Source organism: Mesorhizobium loti (genome assembly GCF_013170705.1).
Classification (GTDB): domain Bacteria; phylum Pseudomonadota; class Alphaproteobacteria; order Rhizobiales; family Rhizobiaceae; genus Mesorhizobium; species Mesorhizobium loti_D.
On sequence record NZ_CP033334.1, the window covers coordinates 5,910,731 to 5,933,423 of the forward strand.

A 22,693-nucleotide genomic window follows, 5' to 3' on the forward strand; every position below is an offset into this window, starting at 1 on the left:
AATGCAGGCAAAATCAAAGGCAAAGCTCGCAATCGGCGTTATCGGATGCGGCAACATCTCGATGACCTATCTGCGCAATGCCGCCCTCTTTGGTGGAATCGAACTGCGCGCCTGCGCCGATATCTCCGCCGACATGGCGGCGCTGCGGGCGAAGGAATATGGCATCGAGGCGCTTGGCGTCGATGCGCTGCTGGCCGACCCCGAGATCGATCTTGTGCTTAACCTGACCATTCCCGCCGCGCATTTCGACATTTCGTTTTCCGCTCTTTCGGCGGGAAAACACGTCTTCACCGAAAAGCCGCTCGCGACGTCGGCCAGCGACGGGCGGCGGCTGGTGGCGGAAGCGGCCAAGCGGGGCGTCCTGCTCGGCTCGGCGCCTGATACCTTCCTCGGCGCCGCCGGCCGCCGGGCGCGGCGCCTGATGGATGAGGGCGCCATCGGCCGCCCGGTCACCGGCACCGCCTTCATGATGGGGCGCGGCATGGAGCATTGGCACCCCAACCCGCAATTCTACTACCAGCCAGGCGGCGGCCCGGTGTTCGACATGGGCCCCTATTATCTGACCATGCTGGTCAATCTGCTTGGCCCCGTCGCGCGCGTCATGGCGATGGCGACGCGCGGCCAGGAGGAACGCCTGATCACCGCCGAGGGACCGTTCAAGAACACCACCTTCAAGGTCGGCACGCCGACAAATGTGCTGTCGCTGCTCGAATTCCGTTCCGGCGCCACCATTACCTTCGGCGCTTCATGGGACGTCTTCAAGCATTCCAACCATCCGATCGAACTGCATGGCACGGAAGGTTCGCTGCGCCTGCCCGATCCCGACACGTTCGGCGGCACCGTCTCGCTGTCCGAACGTGGCGCGGAGTGGAAGGATTTCGCCAGCGAAAGCGAACTCTACGGCGCTCGCAACTGGCCCTATGCAGCACCCGACCGCGCCAACTACCGCATGCTCGGCGTCGCCGATCTCGTGCGCTCTCTGAAGACAGGAGCAACGCCTCGCGCCTCCGGCAATCTGGCGCTGCATGTGCTTGAGATCATGGAAGCGATCCTGCGTTCGGGCGAAACCAAAAGCTCGGTCGCCATTGCCGGCGACGTCGTCCAGCCGGCGCTGCTGACTGAGGACGAGGCAAGCAGCCTGCTCGCATAGGCCCTTTGTTTTCACGCAATTCCGGACGGAAAACCGCCGTACACTTTTCCTGGAATTGCTTTCGACGGAGATGGCGATGACGCTCGATCCTGATGCCTTGCGCGCCCTCGAAATCGGCCGTGCGGCCGGTGGCGAGCCGTTCGAGAACGGCAGTGTGGCGGCGGCACGGGCCGCCTACGGCGCTTCCTTCCCGACGCAGCAGGGCGAGCACGAGCCGGTCGCGGCAACCTCGCAGCGGCACATCGACGGGCCGAACGGCCCGGTCACGATCCGCGTCCATCGCGGCATCGGAGCGCCGCGGACAGGGGCGCGTGCAGTACTCTATCTGCATGGCGGTGGCTGGGTCATCGGAAATCTCTGCTCGCATGACGAGATCTGCCGCTGGCTCGCCAATCTGGCTAACGCCGTCATCGTCTGCCCCGATTATCGGCTGGCGCCGGAGCACACGTTTCCCGCCGGGCTCGAGGATTGCACGGCGGCGCTCCGCTTCATGGCGGAAAACGCCGGAGAGCTTGGCATCGATCCGGCGCGCATCACCGTCGCTGGTGACAGCGCCGGCGGCAACCTTGCCGCCGTTCTGGCCTTGCTCGCCCGGGACAGGCTGGCGCCGCCGCTTGCCGCCCAGATCCTGATCTATCCCAACACCGATGCGCGCCAGACGGCGGACAGCTACCGACGTTTCGGCGACGGCTTCGGGCTCACGGCAGCCACCATGGCCTGGTTTCGCGACCACTATGTGCGAACGCCGGACGACATCACGGACTGGCGCGTCACGCCGCTGCTTGCATCAAGCATGGCTGGCGCCGCACCGGCGTTTGTCGTGATCGCCGGCCACGACATCCTCGCCGACGAAGGGACGGCCTATGCCGAACGCCTGCGCGTCGAAGGGGTGCCGCTGGTCCTGCGGCACTGGCCGGGTCAGATTCACGGCTTCGTCTCGATGGGACGTCACATTCTGGCGGCGCGACAAGCGGTGAGCGAGGCGGCGGCCTGGCTGCAGTTGCAGACGCGCGCTCAGGCCGACTGACGCATCACCAGCGTCGCGCCGAGCTTGACGTTGCGCGCCATCTCCTGCCCGGGTGAACCCGCATCGTCCAGCAAGGCCAACAGGATCTCGACGCTACGGCCGGCCATGGCCGCAAAATCCTGCGCCATGGTGGTCAGTGCCGGACAGGTGTAGCGGCTCAGTGGATGATCGTCATGGGCGGCGACACGGAAATCGCAATCGGCCCGGCGGCCGATCTTCAGCCCGCGCGAAAAGGCGGCAGACATGACACCGAAGGCGAGACGGTCGTTCGCGCACAACAGCGTGCGGGCCGGCAGGCCGCCCTTCTCGAGTGTCCTGTCCATCCATTCATGGCCGATACGCTCGAAATCCCAGCTGTAGTCGCCCGCTGCCTTGAGAATGACGGGTTCCAGGCCGGCGGCTAGCATCGTCTCGATGTAGCCCTGCAGGCGTTCCCCGGAATTGTGGTTGACGTGCGGAATGTCGACATAGACCGGCGGTTCGCCGGACCGGCAGAGATAGTCGACGATGGTCGAGATGCTCTGGTGGTTGTCGTTGCCGACGAAAGGCGTGTCGCCCTCGATGTAGGTGTCGAAATAGACGATCGGAATGTCCTCGCTCATCCGCTCGAAGACGCCGGGTTCGGAGACCAACCCCAGCGGAGCGACAATGGCGCCGGCAACCTTCAGCGACAGCAGCGTCTTGACCGATTCCGCCTCCAGTTTCGGCGAACCGTGCGAGGAGATGACGATCGGCCAGAACCCCTCGTCGCGGCAGCGCAGTTCGATGCGGCTGACCATTTCGGCATAGAATGGATCGGTGAGCGCCGGCACGACGATGCCGACATTGCGGGTGCGCTTGCGGTTGAGATTGCGCGCGAAAACATTCGGCTGATAATCCGATGAACGCAGTGCTGCCTCGATGCGCGCCCGGGTCGCCGGCTTCACGCTCGCCGGATCGTCGAAATATTTCGACAGGGTCGGCCGTGATACGCCGGACGCCCTGGCGAAATCATCCATCGTGCGGTGGGTCTTCTCCGCCATCGATATTTCCAGCCCCTTTGCCCCGCGCCCGCCGACAACCTTCCGGTCGGGCCAGAATCAGTCCTGCGACCGTTGCCGTCAGGCAGCATTGCTCGACCGAATTTGTTCAGTCAAATTTTCACGTTTCCACTACAATGCAAAAGCATTGCGCACGTCAAATTATTTATTGACGCTCCGAAAACCGCAACCTAGGCTTTGGCCTTGTACGGACGTGGAGAAGGCGCTCGGCAACCGGCCGCGGGGCAGTCTGGGAATGGTGAGGACATGAAGAAACTGGTTTGCGCCGGCGAGATCCTGGTCGAGATCATGGCCGAGCGGATCGGCCAGAGTTTCCTTGCCCCCGGCCCTCTGGTCGGCCCGTTTCCCTCCGGCGCGCCGGCGATCTTCATCGACCAGGCGGCGCGGCTCGGCCAGCCGGCGGGCCTGATCGCAGCCGTCGGCGATGACGATTTCGGCCATTTGAACATCGAGCGCCTGCGCGCCGACGGCGCCGACATCTCGGCCATCAAGGTCCACCGTGGCGCCGCCACGGGCACAGCCTTCGTCACCTATGAGACCGACGGCAGCCGGCACTTCGTCTACAACATCAAGCAGAGTGCCGCCGGCCTTATCGAGATCGGCGCCGAGGCGCGCGCGCTGCTGGCCGGCGCCGACCATTTTCACGTCATGGGCACGTCACTGTTCTCGCCCGAGGTGATCGAGGTGGCGCGCAACGGGATCGAAACTGTCAAGGCGCGCGGCGGTACCGTTTCCTTCGACCCCAACATCCGCAAGGAGATGCTCGATCTGCCGGGCCTGCGCGATGCACTGCATTTCGTGCTGTCGAAGACCGATGTCTTCCTGCCGAGCGGTCCGGAACTGTTCATCTTCGCCAAAGCGGCCGACGAGGAAAACGCGGCGCGTGAAATGCTGGATCGCGGTATCTCCACCGTGGTCGTCAAGAAAGGCGCGCAAGGCGCCGTTCATTACGACCAGACCGGACGGACCGCGTCACCGGGCTTCGTCGTCGACGAAATCGACCCGACCGGCGCCGGGGATTGTTTCGCCGCGGCCTTCGTCTCCTTCTGGCTGCGCGCAGAAGCGCCCGAGAAGGCGCTGCGCATCGCCAATAGCTGCGGCGCGCTGGCGGTGACCAAGAAGGGCCCGATGGAGGGCATCGCCTCGCTTGCCGCCGTCGAAGCCTTCCTTGCGACCGCCAAGACCGGAGCGCCAGTATGAGCCGGGCTACGGACGGGTTGTCGGCCATAGCGGCGGACCGGGCGGCGGGCGAACGCCGTGGCATAACCTCGATCTGTTCGGCTCATCCGCTGGTGATCGAAGCGGCGCTGCGCCACGGCAAGGCGCGCGACGCCGATGTGCTGATCGAGGCCACCTGCAACCAGGTGAACCACGAGGGCGGTTATACCGGCATGACGCCAAGGGATTTCCGCCGCTTCGTCGAGACGGTCGCCGGCAAGGTCGGCTTCCCCCTGGAGAGGCTGGTGCTCGGCGGCGACCATCTCGGCCCCAATCCATGGAAACACCTGCCGGCGCCCGAGGCGATGGCCAAGGCCTCGCGCATGGTCGACGCCTATGCCGAGGCCGGCTTCACCAAGATCCATCTCGACGCCAGCATGGGTTGTGCCGGCGAAGGTGCCGCACCTGCCGATGCGACGGTCGCCGCGCGCGCCGCCGAACTGGCGGAAGTGGCCGAGGCCGCGACCGAACGCAGCGGCGGCCCCAAGCCGGTCTATGTCATCGGCACCGAAGTGCCGGTGCCGGGCGGCGCCCTGGAAGCAATGGACCATCTGGCGGTGACCACACCGGAAGCCGCGCGTGAAACCGTGCGTGTCCACCGCGATGCCTTCAGCCGGCGAGGTCTCGACCAGGCCTTTTCGCGGGCGATCGGTGTCGTCGTGCAGCCGGGTGTCGAATTCGGCAATGCCGAGGTGATCACCTATGAACCGGAACACGCCCGTGCATTGGGCGATACGTTGCGGGACCTGCCGCAATTTGTCTTCGAGGCGCATTCGACGGACTACCAGCCGATTTCGGCGCTGACCGCGCTGGTCGATGACGGCTTCGCCATCCTCAAGGTCGGGCCATGGCTGACCTTCGCGCTGCGCGAAGCGCTCTACGGTTTGAGCCATATCGCCGAGGTTCTGGTTCCCGACCGGACGCGCGAAACCCTGCCGGCGGCGATGGATCGCGTCATGCTGGCGGCGCCGGACAATTGGAAGAATTACTATCACGGCTCCGAGGCTGAGCAACGGATCGAACGCCATTTCTCCTACAGCGACCGCATCCGCTATTACTGGCCGGCGCCGGCGGCCCAGCAGGCCGTGGATGCGCTTATGCAGGCGCTCGGCGATCGTGACATCCCCCTGCCCCTCATCAGCCAGTATCTCGGCCGTCTCGACGGCGCGGTGGCGACCCGGTCCGTGGCGCCAAAAGCCGGAGAATTGCTGATCGCCAGCGTAACGGACGTTCTCGACATCTACGCGCGCGCAACCGGCTGACCATGGCTACGGCCTGGGCATCAGGACCAGCGCGCCAGTCGTGCGGCGCGACTCCAGATCGCGGTGCGCATTGGCGGCATCGGCGAGACCGTAGCGCGTCGGTGCCTCAACCTTGACCACGCCCTGGCGAAGCGCCTGGAAGAACCTGGCGACGTGCGGCTCAAGTTTTTCCGGTGTGTCGGTGAAATGGGCATAGTTGGGCCGCGAAATGGTCAGCGACTTCGACGCGAAGCGGCCGATATCCCAATTGCCGATCGGCCCGGAGGCCTGGCCGAAGCTGACGAGATGGCCGCGCACGGCAAGGGCCGCGAGCGAGCCGGCGAAGGTGTCGTTGCCGACGGCGTCATAGGCGACGTCGGCTCCCCTGCCCCCTGTCAGCCGCATGACGGCATCGGCGAAATTTTCGCGGGAATAAACGATGACATGGTGCGCGCCGAGACGTTCGACGGTGCGTGCCTTGTCGTCGCTCGAAACGGTCGCGATCACCGTCGCGCCGAGATGACGCGCCCATTGCACCAGCAACTGGCCGATGCCGCCGGCCGCCGCATGGATGAGGACGATTTCGCCCGGCTTGACGGCATGAACGTCGTGCAGCAGGAAGCTCGCGCTCACGCCCTTGAGCAGGCCTGCGGCGGCGATCTCATCCGTGATGTCGTCCGCAAGATGAACCAGCAATTCAGGCGCCATGTTGCGCCGCTCGCTGTAGGCGCCGACCGGCGGACAGGCATAGGCGACGCGGTCGCCGGCCGAAAAGCCGGACACCGCCGAGCCGACTGCCTCGATGATGCCGGCCGCTTCCATGCCGGGCACGCCGGGCGGCTTCAAAAGGTCGAAAAACCCGGTGCGACAATAGACATCGATGAAATTGACGCCGATCACCGTGTGACGGATCCGCACTTCGTTCGGCGCCAGCGGCGGCAGTTCGATGTCCCTGAGCCGCAACTCCTCGGGTCCGCCGTAACGCTCGACAACGATCGCAGCGGTCGTTGCTGTCTGGCCAGGCGCGATCCTTGACGGCGCATGCGGCATGTTGATGGGCGGAGTGGGCGCAACAATTGCCTGGGGCGGTCTCGTCTCGACCGGCGAGCCCACGCTCCGGCGCTTCAGAAGATTGCGCACCGCCGCGAAGCCGGCCTGATAGATGTCCTCGGTGACCAGCCTGACCAGTTCGTCGCGGCGATGCGCCGGCGGCTGGAATTCAGAGCGCCACTCCCAGAAGGTGGCATTGCCGTCGGTCACCGGCTTAAGCCGGATCGAGGCGACATAGCCCATCAGAGGCAGCGGCGCTTCGAGCAGGCAGTAGCTCAGCCGGCGGTCCCTGTCGGACAGTGCCAGCAATTGCTCGCGCAATTCGCCGCCGTCGTTCAGCCGAAAGTGGCGCACGGCGCCAACCACATCGACCGGCTCGCCACCCTCGATCTCGCTGAAGGCGATCGCCGGATGCCAGCGGTCATGGCCGTTGAAATCGCGCAGGATCGCCCAGACCTCGTCAACCGGTGCCTCGATGATCGTGCTCTGGCAAACCTTGACCATCGGCCGGCGTCAGCGCCCGAACCGGTGTTTCAGCGCGCTCAGTGCGGTCTGGAAGACGCCATTGCCGATCTGATGCATCAAGGCCGCCTCGCGATCGGGCGCGCAGTCGAACTCCGCCTGCCACTCGGCGAGCGTCAGGTTGCCGTCGGTGATCGGCGTCAGCGACAGGGTGGCGACATAGTTCTCCACCGCCATCGGGCTTTCGAGGATCGCGTAGCTGCACGACAGGTCGTAGTCGGACAGCGCCAGCAGCCTTTCGCGGATGCGGCCGCCGTCCTTGAGCGTGAAACTCCTGATGCAGCCGATCTGGTCGGCCTGCGCGCTCTGCTCGATGCGGCTCTCGGCGACGAACGGCGCCCAGCTCGGCAATGCGTTGAAGTTGCGCACAAGCTTCCAGACTTCCGCGGCCGGAGCCGGAATGACCGAAGAGACATAGACCTTGGTCATGCTTGCGAGCCGGCTGTCGGCATGGCCGTTCGCGCATGCATTGTCTCGCCCCGGGCCAGCTCGACCCTTGCTTGGCAGTCATCGCGAACCGACGCAGCATGGCAATCAGGCGCAAGACATGGTCTCGCACGGCCCAACGAAACGCAAGAGAACACCGCCCTCACCTCAATGATCGCGGTCGTCATCGTCGTCCTTGGCGGCCTTTCCCTTGCCCTTCTTGTCGCGGGTCAGGCTGGAAATGTCCTTGGCATCGCGCAGCACGTCGGTCATGCGGCCGAGCGAGCCGCCCTCGATGCCGATCTCCTTCATCAGATTGTCGATCATCGGTGCCTGCACCCGGTAGCGCAGCGCGGAGTCGATGACCTCGTCGGTGACGTTGCGGTTGCCGCCGGTGCCGCCGTTGAGGCCGTCGACATGCAGGATCTTGATGCCGTCGATCTTCTCCATCGGCTTGACGCTTTCGCGGATGATGCCTTCCATGTGGTCAAGCAGCTTGCCGCGCAGGCGCCCGGCGCGGGCCTCGTTCGACAGCAGGTTCTCGGCCTCGTTGAGCTGGCGATGGCCCGATGCGTCGACCTCGTAGCGCTGGGCCGCGGCAAGGGCGTGGATCTTCTCCGCTTCCGCCGAAGCGACTGCGGCGATCTTCTGCGCTTCCGCCAGGCTTTTCGCCGCCTTCATCTCGGCATCCGCGGCGGACGTGATGCGCAGCGCCTCGCGCTCTGCCTCGCGCTGCGCGCCGATCAGGTCGGTCAGCTTGCGGCGTTCGGCGATCTCGCGTTCGCGGGCGGTGAAAGCCTGTTCCTCGGCCTGGACGGCCTTGGCGCGTACCGCCTCGGAAGCCGCGATCGCCGAGGACCGTTCCTGCGTCTTCTTGGCGATGTCGATCGCCTTCTGGATTTCCGCGATCTCGATCTTCTGGTCGCGGTCGACGCCCAGTTGGCGGATATCGCGATCCTTGATCAGCCGCGCTTCCTCGATGCCGCGCTCGGTGGTGATACGGGCGCGCTCGACCTCCTCACTCGCCGAAATCTCGGCCTCCTCGAACGCCTGGCGCTTGGCGATCTGCAGCGCTTCAAGGTGACGCTCGCGTTCGATGCGGACCTCGTCCACCACCCGTTCCTGCGCGATTCGCGCCGTCTCGGTGGCCTGGTTCTCGACGATCTCGGCACGGCGTTTTTCCGCCTCGGCCCGGGTCACTTCCAGCGCCTTTTCGGCGAGCGCGATCTGGCGTTCCAGTTCAGCCACTTCGAGCAGTTTCTTGCGTTCGATCTCGAGCTTGCTTTGCGCGCCCTCACGCTCGATGCGGGCCTTTTCCAACGACAGTTCGAGCGCGATCTGCTCGCGCTCGGTCAGTTCGCGCATCTTCATCTCGGTCTCGTCGAGCGAACGGCGGCGCGCGATCTCGCGGCGTTGCGTGTCTTCCTCGCTCTTGATGCGCTCCTCGGTGATGTTGCGCTCCTGGTTGAGCCGCGATTTTTCGACGGCCTCGCGCGACGAGAGCTGTGCCTGCTCGGATTCCTGGTCACGCAACGCACGCTCAATGGCCAATTCAGACCGCTGCGCGGCGCGGCGGATCTCGACCTCGCGTTCCTGTTCGAGGCGCGCGTATTCGGTGTCGCGGTCGATCTCCAGCACCTTGCGCTGTGTGTCGAGGTTCTGGTTGCGGATGTCGACCAGCGTGCGCTGTTCGATCTCGTTGCGCATGCGGCGGCGGGTCTCGATCGATTCCGTCAGCTGTGTCAGACCCTCGGCGTCGAAGGCGTTGGAGGGATCGAAATATTCGAGGCTGGTCTGGTCGAGGTCGACGATGGCGACGCTCTCCAACTCGAGCCCGTTGGCCGCGAGCGACTCCTCGGCGAGCCTGCGCACCTTGGCGGCATAGTCGCCGCGCAACTCATGCATCTCTTCCAGCGTCATCTGAGCGGCGACGGTGCGCAGCGCGCCGGCGAACTTGCCTTCCAGCAATTCGCGCAGGCTGTCGGGCTGCAGCGTGCGGCGGCCAAGCGTCTGCGCGGCAGCGGCCACCAGTTCGCGGCTGGCGCCAACGCGCACGAAGAACTCGGCGATCAGGTCGACGCGCATGCGGTTGCGGGTGATCAGCGCCAGCGCATCCTCGCGGCGCACCTCGATGCGCAGCACGTTCATGTTGACCGGAGTGATCTCGTGCAGGACCGGGATGACGAAGGCACCGCCGTTGACCACCACCTTCTCACCCATGAAGCCGGTTCGCACGAACGCCGTCTCCTTGGTCGAGCGGCGATAGAGCCAGCGCAAGACGTAAACGGCGATCACCACGACGACCGCGGCAATGATCAGCCACAACAGGAAAGCGCCAAAGGTCTGCGCGTCCATGATCTATCCTCCCCAAGACAATGCGGTCGGCACGGGGCGACCGGCGATATTTTCAAACATCCACCCGCATGGTGGCGAAGTCCAATTCTTCATGCCCGCCTCTGCAGCTTCGGCGTGACCGCGTGGAATGCAGCGATCGCCGCGTCGACGAAAGGCGTGTCGTTGATGTTGGCCCGCACCCGCTCGACATGGCGCAAGGGCGTGCGGCGCACCGTCTTCTCGATCGCCTCGAACAAAGCGTTGTCGGCTTCCGGGTCATGAAAGGGCTGACCGGGCGCGTCGAGCATCGAGACACCGCCCTCCGGCAGCAGGAAGCGCACCGGACCGTTCATGGCGTTGAGCCGCGTGCCGATCCATTCCCCGAAGGCGCGGTTTTCGTCGCGCGTGGTGCGCATCAGCGTGACGTTGGGATTGTGGATGACGAATTTGCGGCTGCGGAATTTCTCCGGCACGCTGTCGCGCGGCCCGAAATTGACCATGTCGAGCGCGCCCGTCGAACCGACATAGGGCAAACCAGTCCGGATCGCAGCACCGAAGCGATCCTCCGTCGCCGGGAACACGCCGCCAACGATCATGTCGGCCACTTCCGTGGTGGTGAGGTCGAGGAAGGCCGACAGCAGCCGGGAGTCGCCGAGGTTTTCCATCGCCCGCCCGCCAATGCCCGTGGCGTGGAAGACGAGGCAGTCATAGTCGGCTTCGAGGCGTTTCGTGACAGCTTGCACCAAAGGTGTGGTGACGCCGAACATGGTGATACCGACGGCCGGCCGCGCCAGCTTGCTTCTTGCTTCCCAGGCCTCGGCATTGGGCAGTTGCGCGACCATGCCGGCCATGGCGTGCGCTGCGTTGGACAACACCTGTTCGGTGATCGAGTTCAGCCCCTGAACATCGGCGACCGAATGGAACATCATGATGTCGGCGCCGCCGACATATTTGGCGACATCGCCGGCCGCCACCGTCGAGACCATCAGCTTGGGGATGCCGACCGGCAGCACGCGCATGCCTGCCGTCGCCAGCGTTGTGCCGCCGGAACCGCCGGCCGAGATGACGCCGCCGATGCGTGGCTCACGCTCGATCCAGCGTGCGAAAGCTTCCGCCATGGCGCTGACCGAGCCGCCGCGATCATTGGTGAAGACGGCGGAGGATCCACGCGCGTGCATGCCGGCCACCTGCATGGCGGGCACATCGGCGCTGGCCGGTTTTCCCGATGTCGACAGGTCGACGGTGCGCACGGGCAGACCAAGCGACTTCAGCCGGTCGGCAACGAAGCGCAATTCCTTGCCCTTGGTGTCGAAGGTGCCGACGACCAGCACGATCCTGCCGATGCGTTCGGCGAAGGGGATGGCGAAGACCTTCTTCAAGTCGTCCTGCGGTGCGGTCTTGTCGACCGCGGCCTGTCGCAATTCGGTGACCGGCACGTTCCAGCGATTGGGCAGTTCGGTGACCGGTCGATAGACGCCGCTCCGCGGCATCGGTTCGGTCGAACCGGCGCCAGCCCTGTCGACGCGATAGACTTCCGCCAGCTGGTCCCGGGCCTGCGCGGCTTCCGCCGGCGTGACCGGTGCTTCCTCGGCATGGCGGCCGACGCCGAGCAGCCGCTGCTGCAACTCACGGTCGGCGGCGAGCGCCATGGCATCCATCAGCCGGTTGATGCGGCCATTGACCATGATGGCGACCTGGTTCGATACCGCCGTCGCAACGCCGATATTCTGCTCGATGACCAGCACCGCCATCTCGCCTTCGGCGGCGAGGTCGATCAGCATGCGCTCGACCTGGTCGACGATGACCGGCGCCAGGCCTTCGGTCGGCTCGTCCATGACCAGCAGCTTAGGATCGCTGAGCAGCGCACGCGAAATCGCCAGCATCTGCTGTTCGCCGCCCGACAGCTGCGAGCCGCCATTGGTACGGCGTTCGGCGAGCCGCGGAAAGGTCTGGTAGACGCGCTCGACCGTCCAGCTGGCATCGCGCCTGTTGCCGGCGGCCAGACGCAGATGCTCGTCGACGGTCAGGCTCGGCCAGACACGGCGTCCCTGCGGGACATAGCCGACGCCGAGGCGGTGGATTTCGTGCGGCTCAAGAGAGGTGATCTCCCGGCCATCGACGCGGATCGAACCTGACTTCGCCCGTTTCAGCCCAACGATGGTGTTGCAGAGCGTCGACTTGCCCATGCCGTTGCGGCCTACCACCGACAACACACCGCTTTCCAGCGTCAGCGACACGCCCTGCAGCGCATGGCTCTCGCCATAGAAAACCTGCAGGTCGTCTATGCGCAGCATTGCCTTCGCGATCTTTCCGGGACGCTCAGCCATGCTTGCCCCCGAGATAGATCTCCTGGACTTCCGGATCGGCTTCGATCTCCCGCGGCGTGCCTTCCTTGAACAGGCGGCCATTGTGCATCATCGAGACATATTCCGAGACGCGCAGCGCGACATCGAGATCATGCTCGATGATGATGTAGCCGATATGCTTCGGCAGCGCGTTGAGGATGGCGACGAGATCGCGACGTTCGGTCGGCGACAGGCCGGCCGCCGGCTCGTCGAACAGGATGAAGCGCGGCGCGCCCGCCAGCGCCAGCGCGATCTCCAACTGGCGCTGCTGGCCATGGCTCAGCGTCGCCACCAGCGTGTCGCGATAGGCTTCGAGGTGCACGGCGTTGAGGATCGATTCCGCCTGCACCATGTTGACGTCGGTCGCGGCCGGACGCAGCAGCGAAAACCGCCGACGCGAGACGCCCCGGCAGGCGAGAAAGATGGAATCGAGGACCGACAGGCCCTTGAACAGTTGCGAAATCTGATAGGTGCGGCGCAGGCCGCGCCGGATGCGCTCGTGGGGAGGCAGATCGGTGATGTCCTCGCCGAAGAAGCGGATGCGCCCCGCCGTCGGCAGGAAATCGCCGGTGACGGCGTTGAACAGGGTCGTCTTGCCGGCGCCGTTGGAGCCGAGGACCGCGCGCCGTTCGCCGGCCGCGATCCTCATGGTGATGCCCGAGAGCGCCACCAGCGCCCCGAAATGCCGCGCCACGCCATCAAGCTCCAGCGCATAGGCGCCGGTGCTCTGGAGACGGTTTGCTGCGAAGCTTTCGGTCACTGGCGGCTGCACTCAATCGTGGTGTTACGGGCAGCTCGGATTCTCGCGGTTGACCGCGCCGAGCTTCATGAACTCGTCTTCGGGAATGCCGAGCGTCTGGTTGACCTGCGGCACGACCTTGACCAGCTTGTTGAGGAGATTGCCGTCGGCGCCTTCAGTGACCTCGGTCAGGAAGATGTCGGCGATGGCATTGCGGTTCTTGTCGAGCGACACCTTGCCCGTCGGCGTGTCGAAGGACAGCTTCGACAGCGCGTCGCGCAGCTTCTTGCCGCCATCGGAGACATCGCCGCCAACCTGGTCGAGACCAAGCAGCGTCGCCTTCATGTCGACATAGTAGCCATGGGCGAACAGCGAGGGCGACGGAAACGCACCCGGCTGCTTCTTGTAGGCCTCGACGAAGGCCTTCCAGGCCGGCGCGTCGTTGGTGTCGGCGGTCGGGCCAGCGGATGGCGTGCCCTTCAGCACTTCCTTCAGCTTGCCTTTCGACGTCAGCACGGTCTGGTCGACAGTGATCGAGCCGCCGATCAGCGGCGCGGTGCCGCCACCCTGCTGGTACTGGGTCAGGAAGTTGACCGCATCGGCGCCGCCGAGCGCGACGTAGATTGCGTCGACATCCTCAGGAATGGCGGCGATGACCGAGGAAAAGTCCTTGTTGCCGATCGGCACCCAGGATTTCGACGGCACATGGCCGCCGGCCTTGCAGAACTCGGCCATGAAGCCGAACACCTGCGTGTAGGGGAAGGAGTAATCCTCGGCGACGGTGGCGACCTTCTTGTAGCCCTTGTCCTTGAAGGCATAGGTGCCGAGGCCGGCCATCCACTGCGCGCCATCGGTCGAGAAACGGAAGAAGTTCTCAGCCGGGTCGCGCAGCGTGGTGTCCTGCGCCGCCGATGTGCCGTTGATGAAGGTCACGTTCGGCTGCGTCTTGGCGTAGTCCTTGACGGCGATGCCCTCGTCGCCCGAAAGCGGGCCGACCAGCACCTTGACGCCGTCCTGCTCGACCAGCTTGCGCGCCGCGCGCACGGCGCTGTCGGGCGAGGCATCGGACGAGCCCTTGACGATCTCGATCTTCTTGCCAGCGACGGTACCGTTCATCTCGGCAACGGCGGTCATGGCGCCGCGCTCGCCGTCCTCGCCGAGCACCGTGAACGGGCCTTCGAAGGTTGCGAGCAGGCCGATCTTGATGGTGTCGTCGGCAGCCAGCGCCATCGAAGGCGCGGTCAGCCCGGTGAATACCGCCAGCGCCAGCAATGTCCGTCTATGCATTCTCATCGTTTTCCTCCCTTTGATTTGGTTTTGCAGTGGTTCATCCATCCCGGCTCCTATGGGCCTGGACGCAAGGACTCCTGGGCAAGATGTGGCTTGATCCTCCCCCACAACCCAAGAATTCCATCCGGTGAGACGAAGACGATCACCAGGAACACCATGCCGATCAGCGTGTTGAAGCGCTCGGCGCCGACGATATCGATGGCGAAGGTCTGCATCAGGACGACGACGACCGCGCCCAGGAACGGCCCGATCGGGTGGCGCAAGCCGCCGATGACGGCGATGATCAGCACGTCGATCGCGGCATCGACGCCGATGGTACCGGGCGAGACGCGGCCGTTGAACCAGACCAGCAGCACGCCCGCCAGTCCGGCGATGACACCTGCGAGCAGCCAGGCGAAGACCTTGTGCGCGGTGACATGGTACCCCAGCGCGCGCATGCGGCGCGGGTTGTCACGGATCGCCTGCAAGGTCATGCCGAAGGTCGAGCGCGAGCCGTAAAGCACCGCCGCGTAGGACAGCGCCGCCAGACCCAGGCAGAGATAGTAGAATGGCCTGGCATCGCGCCAGTTGACGCTCCAGAAGACCGGCGCACGGATGCCGGTATAGCCGGAATGGCCGTTGAAGATGGCGTAGTTCTGCTGCGCGAAATAGAAGGTCGCGGTGGCGATCGCCAGCGTGATCATGATCGTGTAGATGCCCTCGGTGCGCACCGAGATCCAGCCGATCAGCGCCGACGCCAGGGCCGCCGCGAGAACCGCGAACGGAACCGCGAGCCACCACGGCCAGCCGAGACCGAGAATGCTGGAGTTGTTGTTGCCAAGGATGGCGATGGCATAGGCCGCTATGCCGGCGACGGTGATCTGCGCCAGGCTGACCATGCCGCCATAGCCGGCGAGCAGCATCAGCGACAGGCCCAGCATGCCGAAGATCAGCGAATAGCCGCCGATCTGAGTCAGGAAGAAATCGGACGCCACCAGTGGATAAAGCACCAGTGCGACGGCAAGGATGATGTGGCCGGCGCCGAGCTTCTCCAGCCAGTTCCGCTGCGGCGTGGCGCTGGTTGTGGCGATCGCCAGGCTCATCGTGCCTTCCCCATGATGCCTTGCGGCCGCACCGCCAGCGTCACCACCATGATGACGAAGGTCAGCACGATGCCATAGGTCGGGAAGTAGACGAGGCCGATCTGCTCGGCCAGGCCGATCAGCAGCGCGCCGATGGCGGCGCCCGTGATCGAGCCCATGCCGCCGACGATGACGACCACCAGCGAGGCCAGGAGATAGCGGACATCCTCGCCTGGCGCGACCGACAGCGCCGAGCCACCGACGACGCCGGCAAAGCCGGCAAGGCCGGCGCCGACGGCAAAGACGATGGCGAAGACCGCATGCACATTGACGCCCGACGCCTGCAGCATGGCGCGGTCGTCGACGCCGGCGCGGATCATCATGCCGACGCGGGTCTTGTGCAGCATCAGCCAAAGACCGACGCCAATGACGATGGCGGCCGCCAGCACCACGACGCGGTAGAGCGGATAGGTGAGGAAGACCGAGGCGCCGTTGGAGCGCACCGCCGTGATAACGGGCAAGGTCAATGCGCCATCGAGCCATTCGGGGGTGGTGATCTGGTAAGTGCCGCCGGCCCACACCGCCAGCATCAGGTCGGCTGCCACGATCGAGATGCCGATCGAGACCAAGGTCTGGCGAAGATCGTCGCCCTCCAGCCGACGGAAAACGAAGACCTGCATGACGACACCGACGATGGCCAGAACCGCGAAGCCGGCGGCGACGCCGAGCAGCCAGTAGCCGGTGCGGTTGGTGACTTCGTAGCCGATATAGGCGCCAAGTAGATAGAGCGAGCCATGCGCCAGATTGACGTTGCGCATCAGGCCGAAGATCAGGGTGAAGCCGCTGGCAACGAGGAAGTAGAGGCCGGCCAGGGTGATGCCGTTGAGGATGGCGCTGACGAAGGCCTTCTTCGAAATAAGGATGGCGTTCAGCCAATCCGGCCAGACCGCGAAGACCAGCCATGCGACGACAGCGGCGGCGAGCAGGCCAACGAGGCCCCATGCCTGCCGGCCGGTGATGCCGCCGCTCTCGGAGAGCGTCTGAGATGGCTGGTCGAGCAGGCTCATGCCGTCAGCCGCCGGCGCTGCTCGTTCATGCGCGGCGCCTTGTGGAACTTGCCGTCCTTCATGATGGCAAGGATGCGGTTCTTATCCTGCAGGATGCGCACGTCAGAGATCGGATCGCCGTCGATCAAGAGAAGGTCGGCAAGGTAGCCTTCCTTGATCATGCCGAGCTCGTCGCCCATGTTCATGATCTGACCGCCATATTTGGTGCCGGCCTGGATCGCCTCCATGGGCGAGAAGCCCAGCATCTCGACGAAGGTCTGGATGTCCTTGGCGTTGGTGCCTTGCGGCGTCCAGGCAAAGCCATAGTCGCCGCCGATGCAGACACGGATGCCGCGCCGGTGCATCTTCTTCATCGTCTCGATGCACATTTCGAGTTCGCGCTCGTATTCGAGCGACAGCGGCGAGCCCGGCTTGATGCCCCACTGCTCGGCGTGACGTGCCGTGTTGATCAGCCAGGCGATGCCCGGCGCGACGAAGTGCTTGTCCTTGGCCGCTTCGAGCATGTCGAGCGCTTCCTCGTCGGCGAAGGAGGCATGGTAGATGTTCTGGATGCCGTGGCGGATGCACTGTTTGACCGAGCCCGACGAACGCGCATGCGCCGACAGTACCTTGTTGCGGCAGCGTGCCTCGGAGGCGGCCATGGCGACCTCTTCTTCCGACATCGGCGTCTCCTCGGCGCCCATGCCCGTGATGCTCTCGCCGGACAGGTTGAGCTTTATCGAATCGACGCCGTATTTGATCAGCTGGCGCACGGTGCGACGGATTTCCTCGGGCCCCGAGACGACGAGGCCGAGGTTCAGCCCCTCATGCGGGATGTGCGACGGCGCGGAATCGCCGAGGCCGCCGACCGTGGTGATTTCCGGACCCGCCGCGAGGTAGCGCGGTCCCGGAAAACGACCCTGGTTGATGAATTTCTTGGCGACGACATCGAGACGCGGCTTTGCGGCCGCCGCGCCCCGGCCGGCGGTGAAGCCGGCGTCAAGCACCAGCTTGGCCATCTCCATGGTGACCAGCATGTGCTCCTCGATTTCCATCATCTGGATGGGGTCGATGCCGGGCGCGTTGTTCCAGGACAGATGCAGATGGGCATCGATCATGCCCGGCATCAGTGTCGCGCCCATACCGTCTATGACGGTTGCACCTCCTGCCGCGCCACCGCTGTAGGAGGACGACGAGGACGAGCCGAAGCGCGACGAGCCCTTGGTGATCTGCTTGATGCGGTTGCCCTGCACCAGCACCTCGCCGGTGTAAGGATATTCACCTGATGCGTCGAGCACGCGCACATTGGTGAACAGCGTGCTGCCCGAACCGTTGCCGTTCCAGCTGTCGTCTGCCATCACAAGCCTCCCAACTTGCCGAGCGCACAGTTCTACGCTCGATCAGAAATCCTCACCTATCAACCCGTCTCAAAAAATCGGCGAGCTTCTGGCTGCTTTCGCGCGGGCTTTCCACCGTGGCCCAGTGCCCGCACCGATCCAGCGACGAGAATACGGCGCCCTTGATCTTGTCGGCAAGCGCCTGGGCGACCCCCGGCGGATTGACCGTGTCGGCGTCGCCGGTGACCAGCAACGTCGGCGCCGAGATCCTGCGCGCATCGACCGCGGTCGCCTTGGCCAGAGCCTCGCAGGTGCGGGCGTAGGATTCGGGATCCTGACGCGTGATCGATTCCCGCACGAAGGCAACTGCCGCCGGCGAGGTTTCCCTTGTGTGCGCGGAAATCGCGTTGGCGACGATCTGGTCGGCGATATCGGCAACACCGCCCGAACGCGCCAGACGCGCCCGGTTGGCGAGCCCTTGCCGTGTTGCGTCCGTCGGTTCCGCCAGGGCGCCGAACAGCGCCAGCGATGTAACCAGCGATGGCTGCGTCGCGGCGATCTGCTGGCAAACGATGGTGCCCATCGAATGGCCGACGAAGTGCGCGGCAGCAACCCCCATGCCGGCCATGGCGCGGATCACGGCCTCGCTCATCCCTTCGACGGTCAGCGGCTCGATCGGGCGCGGCGAGCGGCCGGAGCCCGGCAGGTCAAGCCGGATGACGCGATAGGCGGAAAGCGCCGCCATCTGCGGCTGGAACATGTTCGAGGTACCGCCGAGGCCATGGATCATCACCACGGCAGCGCCCTCGCCGACAACTTCCGCAACGACCTGGCCAACCGTCACCGTGGTCATTGCGCATGCTCCGTGAAGCGGTTTTCCAGCGTGCCGATGCCATCGATCTCGATCCGCACGACGTCGCCGGCCTTGAGGTATTTCGGCGGGTCGAAACCGATGCCGACCCCGACCGGGGTGCCGGTGGCGATGATGTCGCCGGGCTTCAGCGTGATGCCTTGCGACAGCGTGGCGATGATGGTCGGAATATCGAAGATGAGCAGCGATATGCGGGAATTCTGGCGCAGATCCTCGTTGACGAAACACCGGATGCCGGCTGTTGCCAGGTCGAGTTCGTCCCTGGTCACCGCCCACGGGCCCATGGGACAGAACGTGTCTTGCGACTTGCCGATCAACCACTGGCTGTATCTGCCTTGCAGATCGCGGGCCGTGACGTCGTTGACGATGGTGTAGCCCCAGACATGGTCGAGCGCGTTCTCCTTCGATATACCGCGCCCGCCCTTGCCGATGATGACGGCCAGCTCCGCCTCATAGTCGATGGCGGTCGAGACCGATGGATCGATCAACACGCTGGCATGGTTGGCGACGACCGATTCGGGAACCTTGGAAAAGATGATCGGATGCTTCGGGATCGCGCCGGCGCCGGCGCTGGAATCGAAGCCGCTGCGGGCGAATTCGTGCGCGTGCTCGTGATAGTTCTTGCCGACGCAGAAGATGTTGCGGCGCGGTTGCGGGATGGGCGCTTCGATTTCCACCTGCGCCAGCGGGATGGGCGACAGGGTGCGCGGCATGCCGGCGCCGTTGCGCTCTATCAAAGCCAGAATGCCTGATTTGGCCTGATCAACGGAAAAATCGAAGGGCGCGATCGTCTGGGCGTCGAGATCGACAAGCCCCACGCGACGTTCGCCGGCGATCGAAAAAGTCGCGACCCGCATCCAGATCCTCCCTGAACCAATACTGAGCCAATTATTCGCTCTTTTGTTACACGCTATCGCCGATTGGTTTAGCCCGCAAGAAGAATCTGGGTTGGTCGCACCAAAAAGGATCTGGTTGCCAGCCCTACCGCTTCACAGGATATCGACCGCTGCCATGCGATGGACGACGGAACCTGAAGCTGCTATCAATGGTTCAGTATCGGATCAGATAAAAGTGACCGGACATGCCCAAGCTCGTCGCCAGCGATATCGCCACCGCGCTGAAGAAGCGGATTTCTTCCGGTGAATGGATCGAGAATGGCCGCATGCCGCCGGAACGCGATCTGGCGAGCGAATTCGGCGTGGCGCGCAACACGGTGCGCCGCGCCGTCTCCTTCCTCGAGGACGACGGCACCGTGGTTCGGCATGTCGGGCGCGGCACATTCCTGACCGCCACCAATCCTGGTTCGATGGCAGCGGTTGTCGGCCGGATGGAAGGCACCAGCCCGGCCGACATGATGGAGATCAGGCAGCTGCTTGAGCCGGCGGCGGCGGCCTTCGCCGCCACCAATGCCAGCGCCATGGAACTCAACGCGGTGCGCGAGGCGCACAAGATCGCTTCGGAGTCGCAGGACATGCCGACCTTCGAGCATTGGGATGCGGAGTTTCACCACCGCATCTTCGCCTGCTCGCGCAACGACTTCCTCAAGGAGATCCACAATCTGATGCGCATCCTGCGCAATCAGGCGCCATGGTTCGAAATGAAAAAGCGTTCCTTTTCCGAAGAACGCCGCGGCATCTATTGCAGCGAGCACCAGATCGTTCTCGATGCGCTGCTGCGCCGTGACCCGGAGAGCGCCAGCCAGGCCATGCTGGCGCATCTGAGAACCGTCGAGCGCAACCTGCTGGGCCGGTAAATCCGCGCACCGCTATCCTCAATAGGGCAGGCCGACATAGTTCTCCGCGAGCGCGGTCGACGCGGCGCGCGAGTGCACGAGGTAGTCGAGTTCGGCCTCCTGGATGCGCTGGCCGAAGTCCCCGGTATCGGGAAAGCGGTGCAGCATGGTCGTCATCCACCAGGAAAAACGCACAGCCTTCCAGACCCGAGCCAACGCCTTGGCGGAATAGGCATCGAGACCCGCTCCGGATTTTCCCTGATAGAAGTCCCGAAACCCGTTGAAGAGATAGCGCACGTCGCTGGCGGCGAGGTTGAGGCCCTTGGCGCCGGTCGGCGGCACGATGTGAGCAGCATCGCCGACCAGGAACAGCCGGCCGAAGCGCATCGGTTCGGCAACGAAAGAGCGCAGCGGCGCGATCGACTTTTCGAAGGAAGGTCCGGTGGTGACGCTGGCCGCCGTCTGTTCCGGCAAGCGGCGGCGCAGCTCGTCCCAGAAGCGATCGTCCGACCAGGCCTCGACTCGGTCACCCTCGGGGCACTGCACATAGTAGCGGCTGCGGTGCGTCGAGCGCATCGAGCACAGCGCAAAGCCCCGCTCATGATTGGCGTAGACAAGTTCGTGATCCGCTGGCGGCACTTCGGCCAGCACGCCGAGCCAGCCGAACGGATACTGCCGCTCGAACGTTTTCAGCGCCCGCTCCGGCACCGATCCGCGGCTGACGCCATGATAGCCATCGCAGCCGGCAATGAAGTCGCAATCCATGCGACGCGTGATGCCGTCCTTGTCGTAGGTGACGAATGGTGCGGCACCGCCGAAATCATGCAGTGCCACATCCGACGCCTCGTAGACGGTGACAAGGCCGGCCGCCTCGCGCCTGTCCATCAAATCATGCGTCACCTCGGTCTGGCCGTAGACCGTGACATGCCTGCCACCGGTGAGTTCGGCGAGATCGATGCGGTGCAGGCGCCCGTCGAAGGCCAGCGAGATGCCGGAATGCGGCAAGCCTTCGGCATGCAACCTTGCGGCAGCACCGGCTTCCCCAAGCAGATCGACCGTGCCCTGTTCGAGCACCCCTGCCCGCACGCGGCCAAGCACATGGTTCCGACTTGAGCGTTCGAGAATAACGGTCTCGACACCGATGCCGGCCAGAAGTTGCCCAAGCAGCAGGCCGGAGGGTCCCGAGCCGACGATGACGACCTGCGTTCGCATCAGTGGCCGAGACTTTCGATCTGCGCGGCGAGTTCGGCGGCAAGGCGCAGCGATGCCGCGGTCGCGACCACCATCTGCGGCAGCAGCAGCCATTCCAGCGTCCATGCCGCGCCCGAACGTTCCTGCTCATGCACCAGCGCCTGATGCATGCCGGAAAGCTGCGTGGCGTTGAAGCGGGCCAGCGCCACCAGCGCTTCGGCTTTCACCGGGTTCTGCTTGTGCGGCATGGCCGACGAGCCGCCGCCGCCGGAAAGCGTGATGTCGGCGCCGCCCTGTGCCATCAGCGCGATGTCCTGACCGAACTTGCCGAGGCTGCCGGTCAGCAGTGACAGCCAGCCGGTGAAATCGACAAGCGCGTCGCGCTGGCTGTGCCATTGCGGCGCATCGCCAAGGCCGAGTTTTGCGGCAAGCACCGCGCGCACCGTCGGTCCCTTGTCGCCAAGCTTTTCCAGCGTGCCGGCGGCGCCGCCGAACTGCACGACCAGCAGGCGCCCAGACTGTTCCGATAGTCTTTCCCGATGCCGCCGCAGCGGCCCGCGCCAGGCGTTCACACGATCAGCTACTTGGATAGGGATCGCGGGCTGCATGCGGGTCATGCCGGTCAGCGCCCTGCCCCCAAAACGCTCCTCGAGCGATGTGAGGCGCAAAACGGTCTCGGTCAGGAGCAGGCCGAGATGGTCGACGACGGATTTCAGTCGAAGCACCAGGCCAGTGTCGATGACATCCTGGCTTGTGGCACCGAAATGCACCTTGTCGCCATGCGGCTCGCCAACCACCACTCTGAGTTGGCGTACCAGTTCCGGCACGATGACGCCGTCCTTGGCGGCAGCGGCGCGCAGCAAGGTCGTGTCCGGCCGGAACGAGGCCAGCACCACCCCGATCGCCACCGCCGCGTCCCTGGTGATGATCCCGTTTTCGGCTTCCGCTTCCGCCAGCGCGCTCTCGAACGCCAGCATTGCCTCTATCTCGGCCTCGACGGAAAAATGCCTCGCCGCCTCCTCGTCGCCGAGAAAGGCGGAAAGCAATGGATGGTCGAAGGCCGATATGGTCAT

General features: G+C 64.8%; 19 protein-coding genes. 5 read left to right on the forward strand and 14 right to left on the reverse strand.

The features are described from left to right. Window position 1 precedes the first annotated feature (1 nt). Together EB815_RS29040 and EB815_RS29045 are read left to right on the forward strand one after the other, a co-directional pair. A complete protein-coding gene (locus EB815_RS29040) occupies window positions 2-1,150 on the forward strand; it encodes a Gfo/Idh/MocA family protein (RefSeq protein ID WP_065004935.1) in 1,149 nt (382 codons plus the stop codon). 76 nt (window positions 1,151-1,226) lie between these two features. Then, window positions 1,227-2,177 carry an alpha/beta hydrolase gene (locus EB815_RS29045; protein ID WP_081294766.1) on the forward strand — a complete coding sequence of 317 codons (951 nt, stop codon included), beginning with the start codon at window positions 1,227-1,229 and terminating at the stop codon, window positions 2,175-2,177. On the opposite strand, the gene EB815_RS29050 is transcribed toward EB815_RS29045, so the two are convergent. Then, window positions 2,165-3,199 carry a LacI family DNA-binding transcriptional regulator gene (locus EB815_RS29050; protein WP_056564528.1) on the reverse strand — a complete coding sequence of 345 codons (1,035 nt, stop codon included), beginning with the start codon at window positions 3,197-3,199 and terminating at the stop codon, window positions 2,165-2,167. The genes EB815_RS29045 and EB815_RS29050 overlap by 13 nt on opposite strands. Window positions 3,200-3,463: 264 nt before the next feature. On the opposite strand from EB815_RS29050, the gene EB815_RS29055 reads away from it, so the two are divergent. Next, a complete protein-coding gene (locus EB815_RS29055) occupies window positions 3,464-4,417 on the forward strand; it encodes a sugar kinase (protein WP_056564531.1) in 954 nt (317 codons plus the stop codon). Next, window positions 4,414-5,697 carry a D-tagatose-bisphosphate aldolase, class II, non-catalytic subunit gene (locus EB815_RS29060; RefSeq protein ID WP_056564534.1) on the forward strand — a complete coding sequence of 428 codons (1,284 nt, stop codon included), beginning with the start codon at window positions 4,414-4,416 and terminating at the stop codon, window positions 5,695-5,697. The genes EB815_RS29055 and EB815_RS29060 overlap by 4 nt, the downstream gene beginning before the upstream one ends. 6 nt (window positions 5,698-5,703) lie before the next feature. On the opposite strand, the gene EB815_RS29065 is transcribed toward EB815_RS29060, so the two are convergent. The 11 genes from EB815_RS29065 to EB815_RS29120 all read right to left on the reverse strand — a co-directional run bounded on the left by EB815_RS29065 (window position 5,704) and on the right by EB815_RS29120 (window position 19,554). Beyond that, window positions 5,704-7,230: a zinc-binding dehydrogenase gene (locus EB815_RS29065; RefSeq protein ID WP_081294665.1), complete on the reverse strand. Its 1,527-nt coding sequence runs from the start codon at window positions 7,228-7,230 to the stop codon at window positions 5,704-5,706. A gap of 9 nt (window positions 7,231-7,239) precedes the next feature. Next, complete coding sequence (locus EB815_RS29075) at window positions 7,240-7,677, reverse strand: SRPBCC family protein (protein WP_065004934.1); 438 nt, start codon at window positions 7,675-7,677, stop codon at window positions 7,240-7,242. A 165-nt stretch (window positions 7,678-7,842) separates the two neighbouring features. After that, the gene (locus tag EB815_RS29080; RefSeq protein ID WP_065004933.1) at window positions 7,843-10,029 is read right to left on the reverse strand and encodes a flotillin family protein; all 2,187 of its coding nucleotides are present in this window, start codon (window positions 10,027-10,029) and stop codon (window positions 7,843-7,845) included. A gap of 89 nt (window positions 10,030-10,118) precedes the next feature. Further along, window positions 10,119-12,335: an ABC transporter permease gene (locus EB815_RS29085; RefSeq protein ID WP_065004932.1), complete on the reverse strand. Its 2,217-nt coding sequence runs from the start codon at window positions 12,333-12,335 to the stop codon at window positions 10,119-10,121. Beyond that, the gene (locus tag EB815_RS29090) at window positions 12,328-13,113 is read right to left on the reverse strand and encodes an ABC transporter ATP-binding protein (protein WP_065004931.1); all 786 of its coding nucleotides are present in this window, start codon (window positions 13,111-13,113) and stop codon (window positions 12,328-12,330) included. Before EB815_RS29090 ends, EB815_RS29085 begins: the two co-directional genes overlap by 8 nt. Before the next feature lie 24 nt (window positions 13,114-13,137). Further along, window positions 13,138-14,385, reverse strand: coding sequence for an ABC transporter substrate-binding protein (locus tag EB815_RS29095; RefSeq protein ID WP_065004930.1), 1,248 nt, complete (start codon window positions 14,383-14,385; stop codon window positions 13,138-13,140). Between the two features lie 50 nt (window positions 14,386-14,435). Beyond that, the gene (locus EB815_RS29100; RefSeq protein ID WP_056564552.1) at window positions 14,436-15,464 is read right to left on the reverse strand and encodes a branched-chain amino acid ABC transporter permease; all 1,029 of its coding nucleotides are present in this window, start codon (window positions 15,462-15,464) and stop codon (window positions 14,436-14,438) included. After that, on the reverse strand, window positions 15,461-16,510 hold the full coding sequence (locus EB815_RS29105) for a branched-chain amino acid ABC transporter permease (protein WP_155772371.1): 1,050 nt from the start codon (window positions 16,508-16,510) through the stop codon (window positions 15,461-15,463). Before EB815_RS29105 ends, EB815_RS29100 begins: the two co-directional genes overlap by 4 nt. Beyond that, a complete protein-coding gene (locus tag EB815_RS29110) occupies window positions 16,507-17,847 on the reverse strand; it encodes a metal-dependent hydrolase family protein (protein WP_056564555.1) in 1,341 nt (446 codons plus the stop codon). Before EB815_RS29110 ends, EB815_RS29105 begins: the two co-directional genes overlap by 4 nt. A 52-nt stretch (window positions 17,848-17,899) precedes the next feature. Next, a complete protein-coding gene (locus EB815_RS29115; RefSeq protein ID WP_056564558.1) occupies window positions 17,900-18,679 on the reverse strand; it encodes an alpha/beta fold hydrolase in 780 nt (259 codons plus the stop codon). Further along, window positions 18,676-19,554: a fumarylacetoacetate hydrolase family protein gene (locus EB815_RS29120; protein ID WP_056564561.1), complete on the reverse strand. Its 879-nt coding sequence runs from the start codon at window positions 19,552-19,554 to the stop codon at window positions 18,676-18,678. The genes EB815_RS29115 and EB815_RS29120 overlap by 4 nt, the downstream gene beginning before the upstream one ends. Window positions 19,555-19,778: 224 nt before the next feature. On the opposite strand from EB815_RS29120, the gene EB815_RS29125 reads away from it, so the two are divergent. Further along, complete coding sequence (locus EB815_RS29125) at window positions 19,779-20,450, forward strand: FadR/GntR family transcriptional regulator (protein WP_056564565.1); 672 nt, start codon at window positions 19,779-19,781, stop codon at window positions 20,448-20,450. A gap of 18 nt (window positions 20,451-20,468) precedes the next feature. Here EB815_RS29125 and pobA read toward each other — a convergent pair whose 3' ends face one another. Both pobA and EB815_RS29135 read right to left on the reverse strand, forming a co-directional pair. Further along, complete coding sequence (gene pobA, locus EB815_RS29130) at window positions 20,469-21,641, reverse strand: 4-hydroxybenzoate 3-monooxygenase (protein WP_056564568.1); 1,173 nt, start codon at window positions 21,639-21,641, stop codon at window positions 20,469-20,471. Beyond that, window positions 21,641-22,693 carry a 3-carboxy-cis,cis-muconate cycloisomerase gene (locus tag EB815_RS29135; RefSeq protein ID WP_056564571.1) on the reverse strand — a complete coding sequence of 351 codons (1,053 nt, stop codon included), beginning with the start codon at window positions 22,691-22,693 and terminating at the stop codon, window positions 21,641-21,643. The genes pobA and EB815_RS29135 overlap by 1 nt, the downstream gene beginning before the upstream one ends.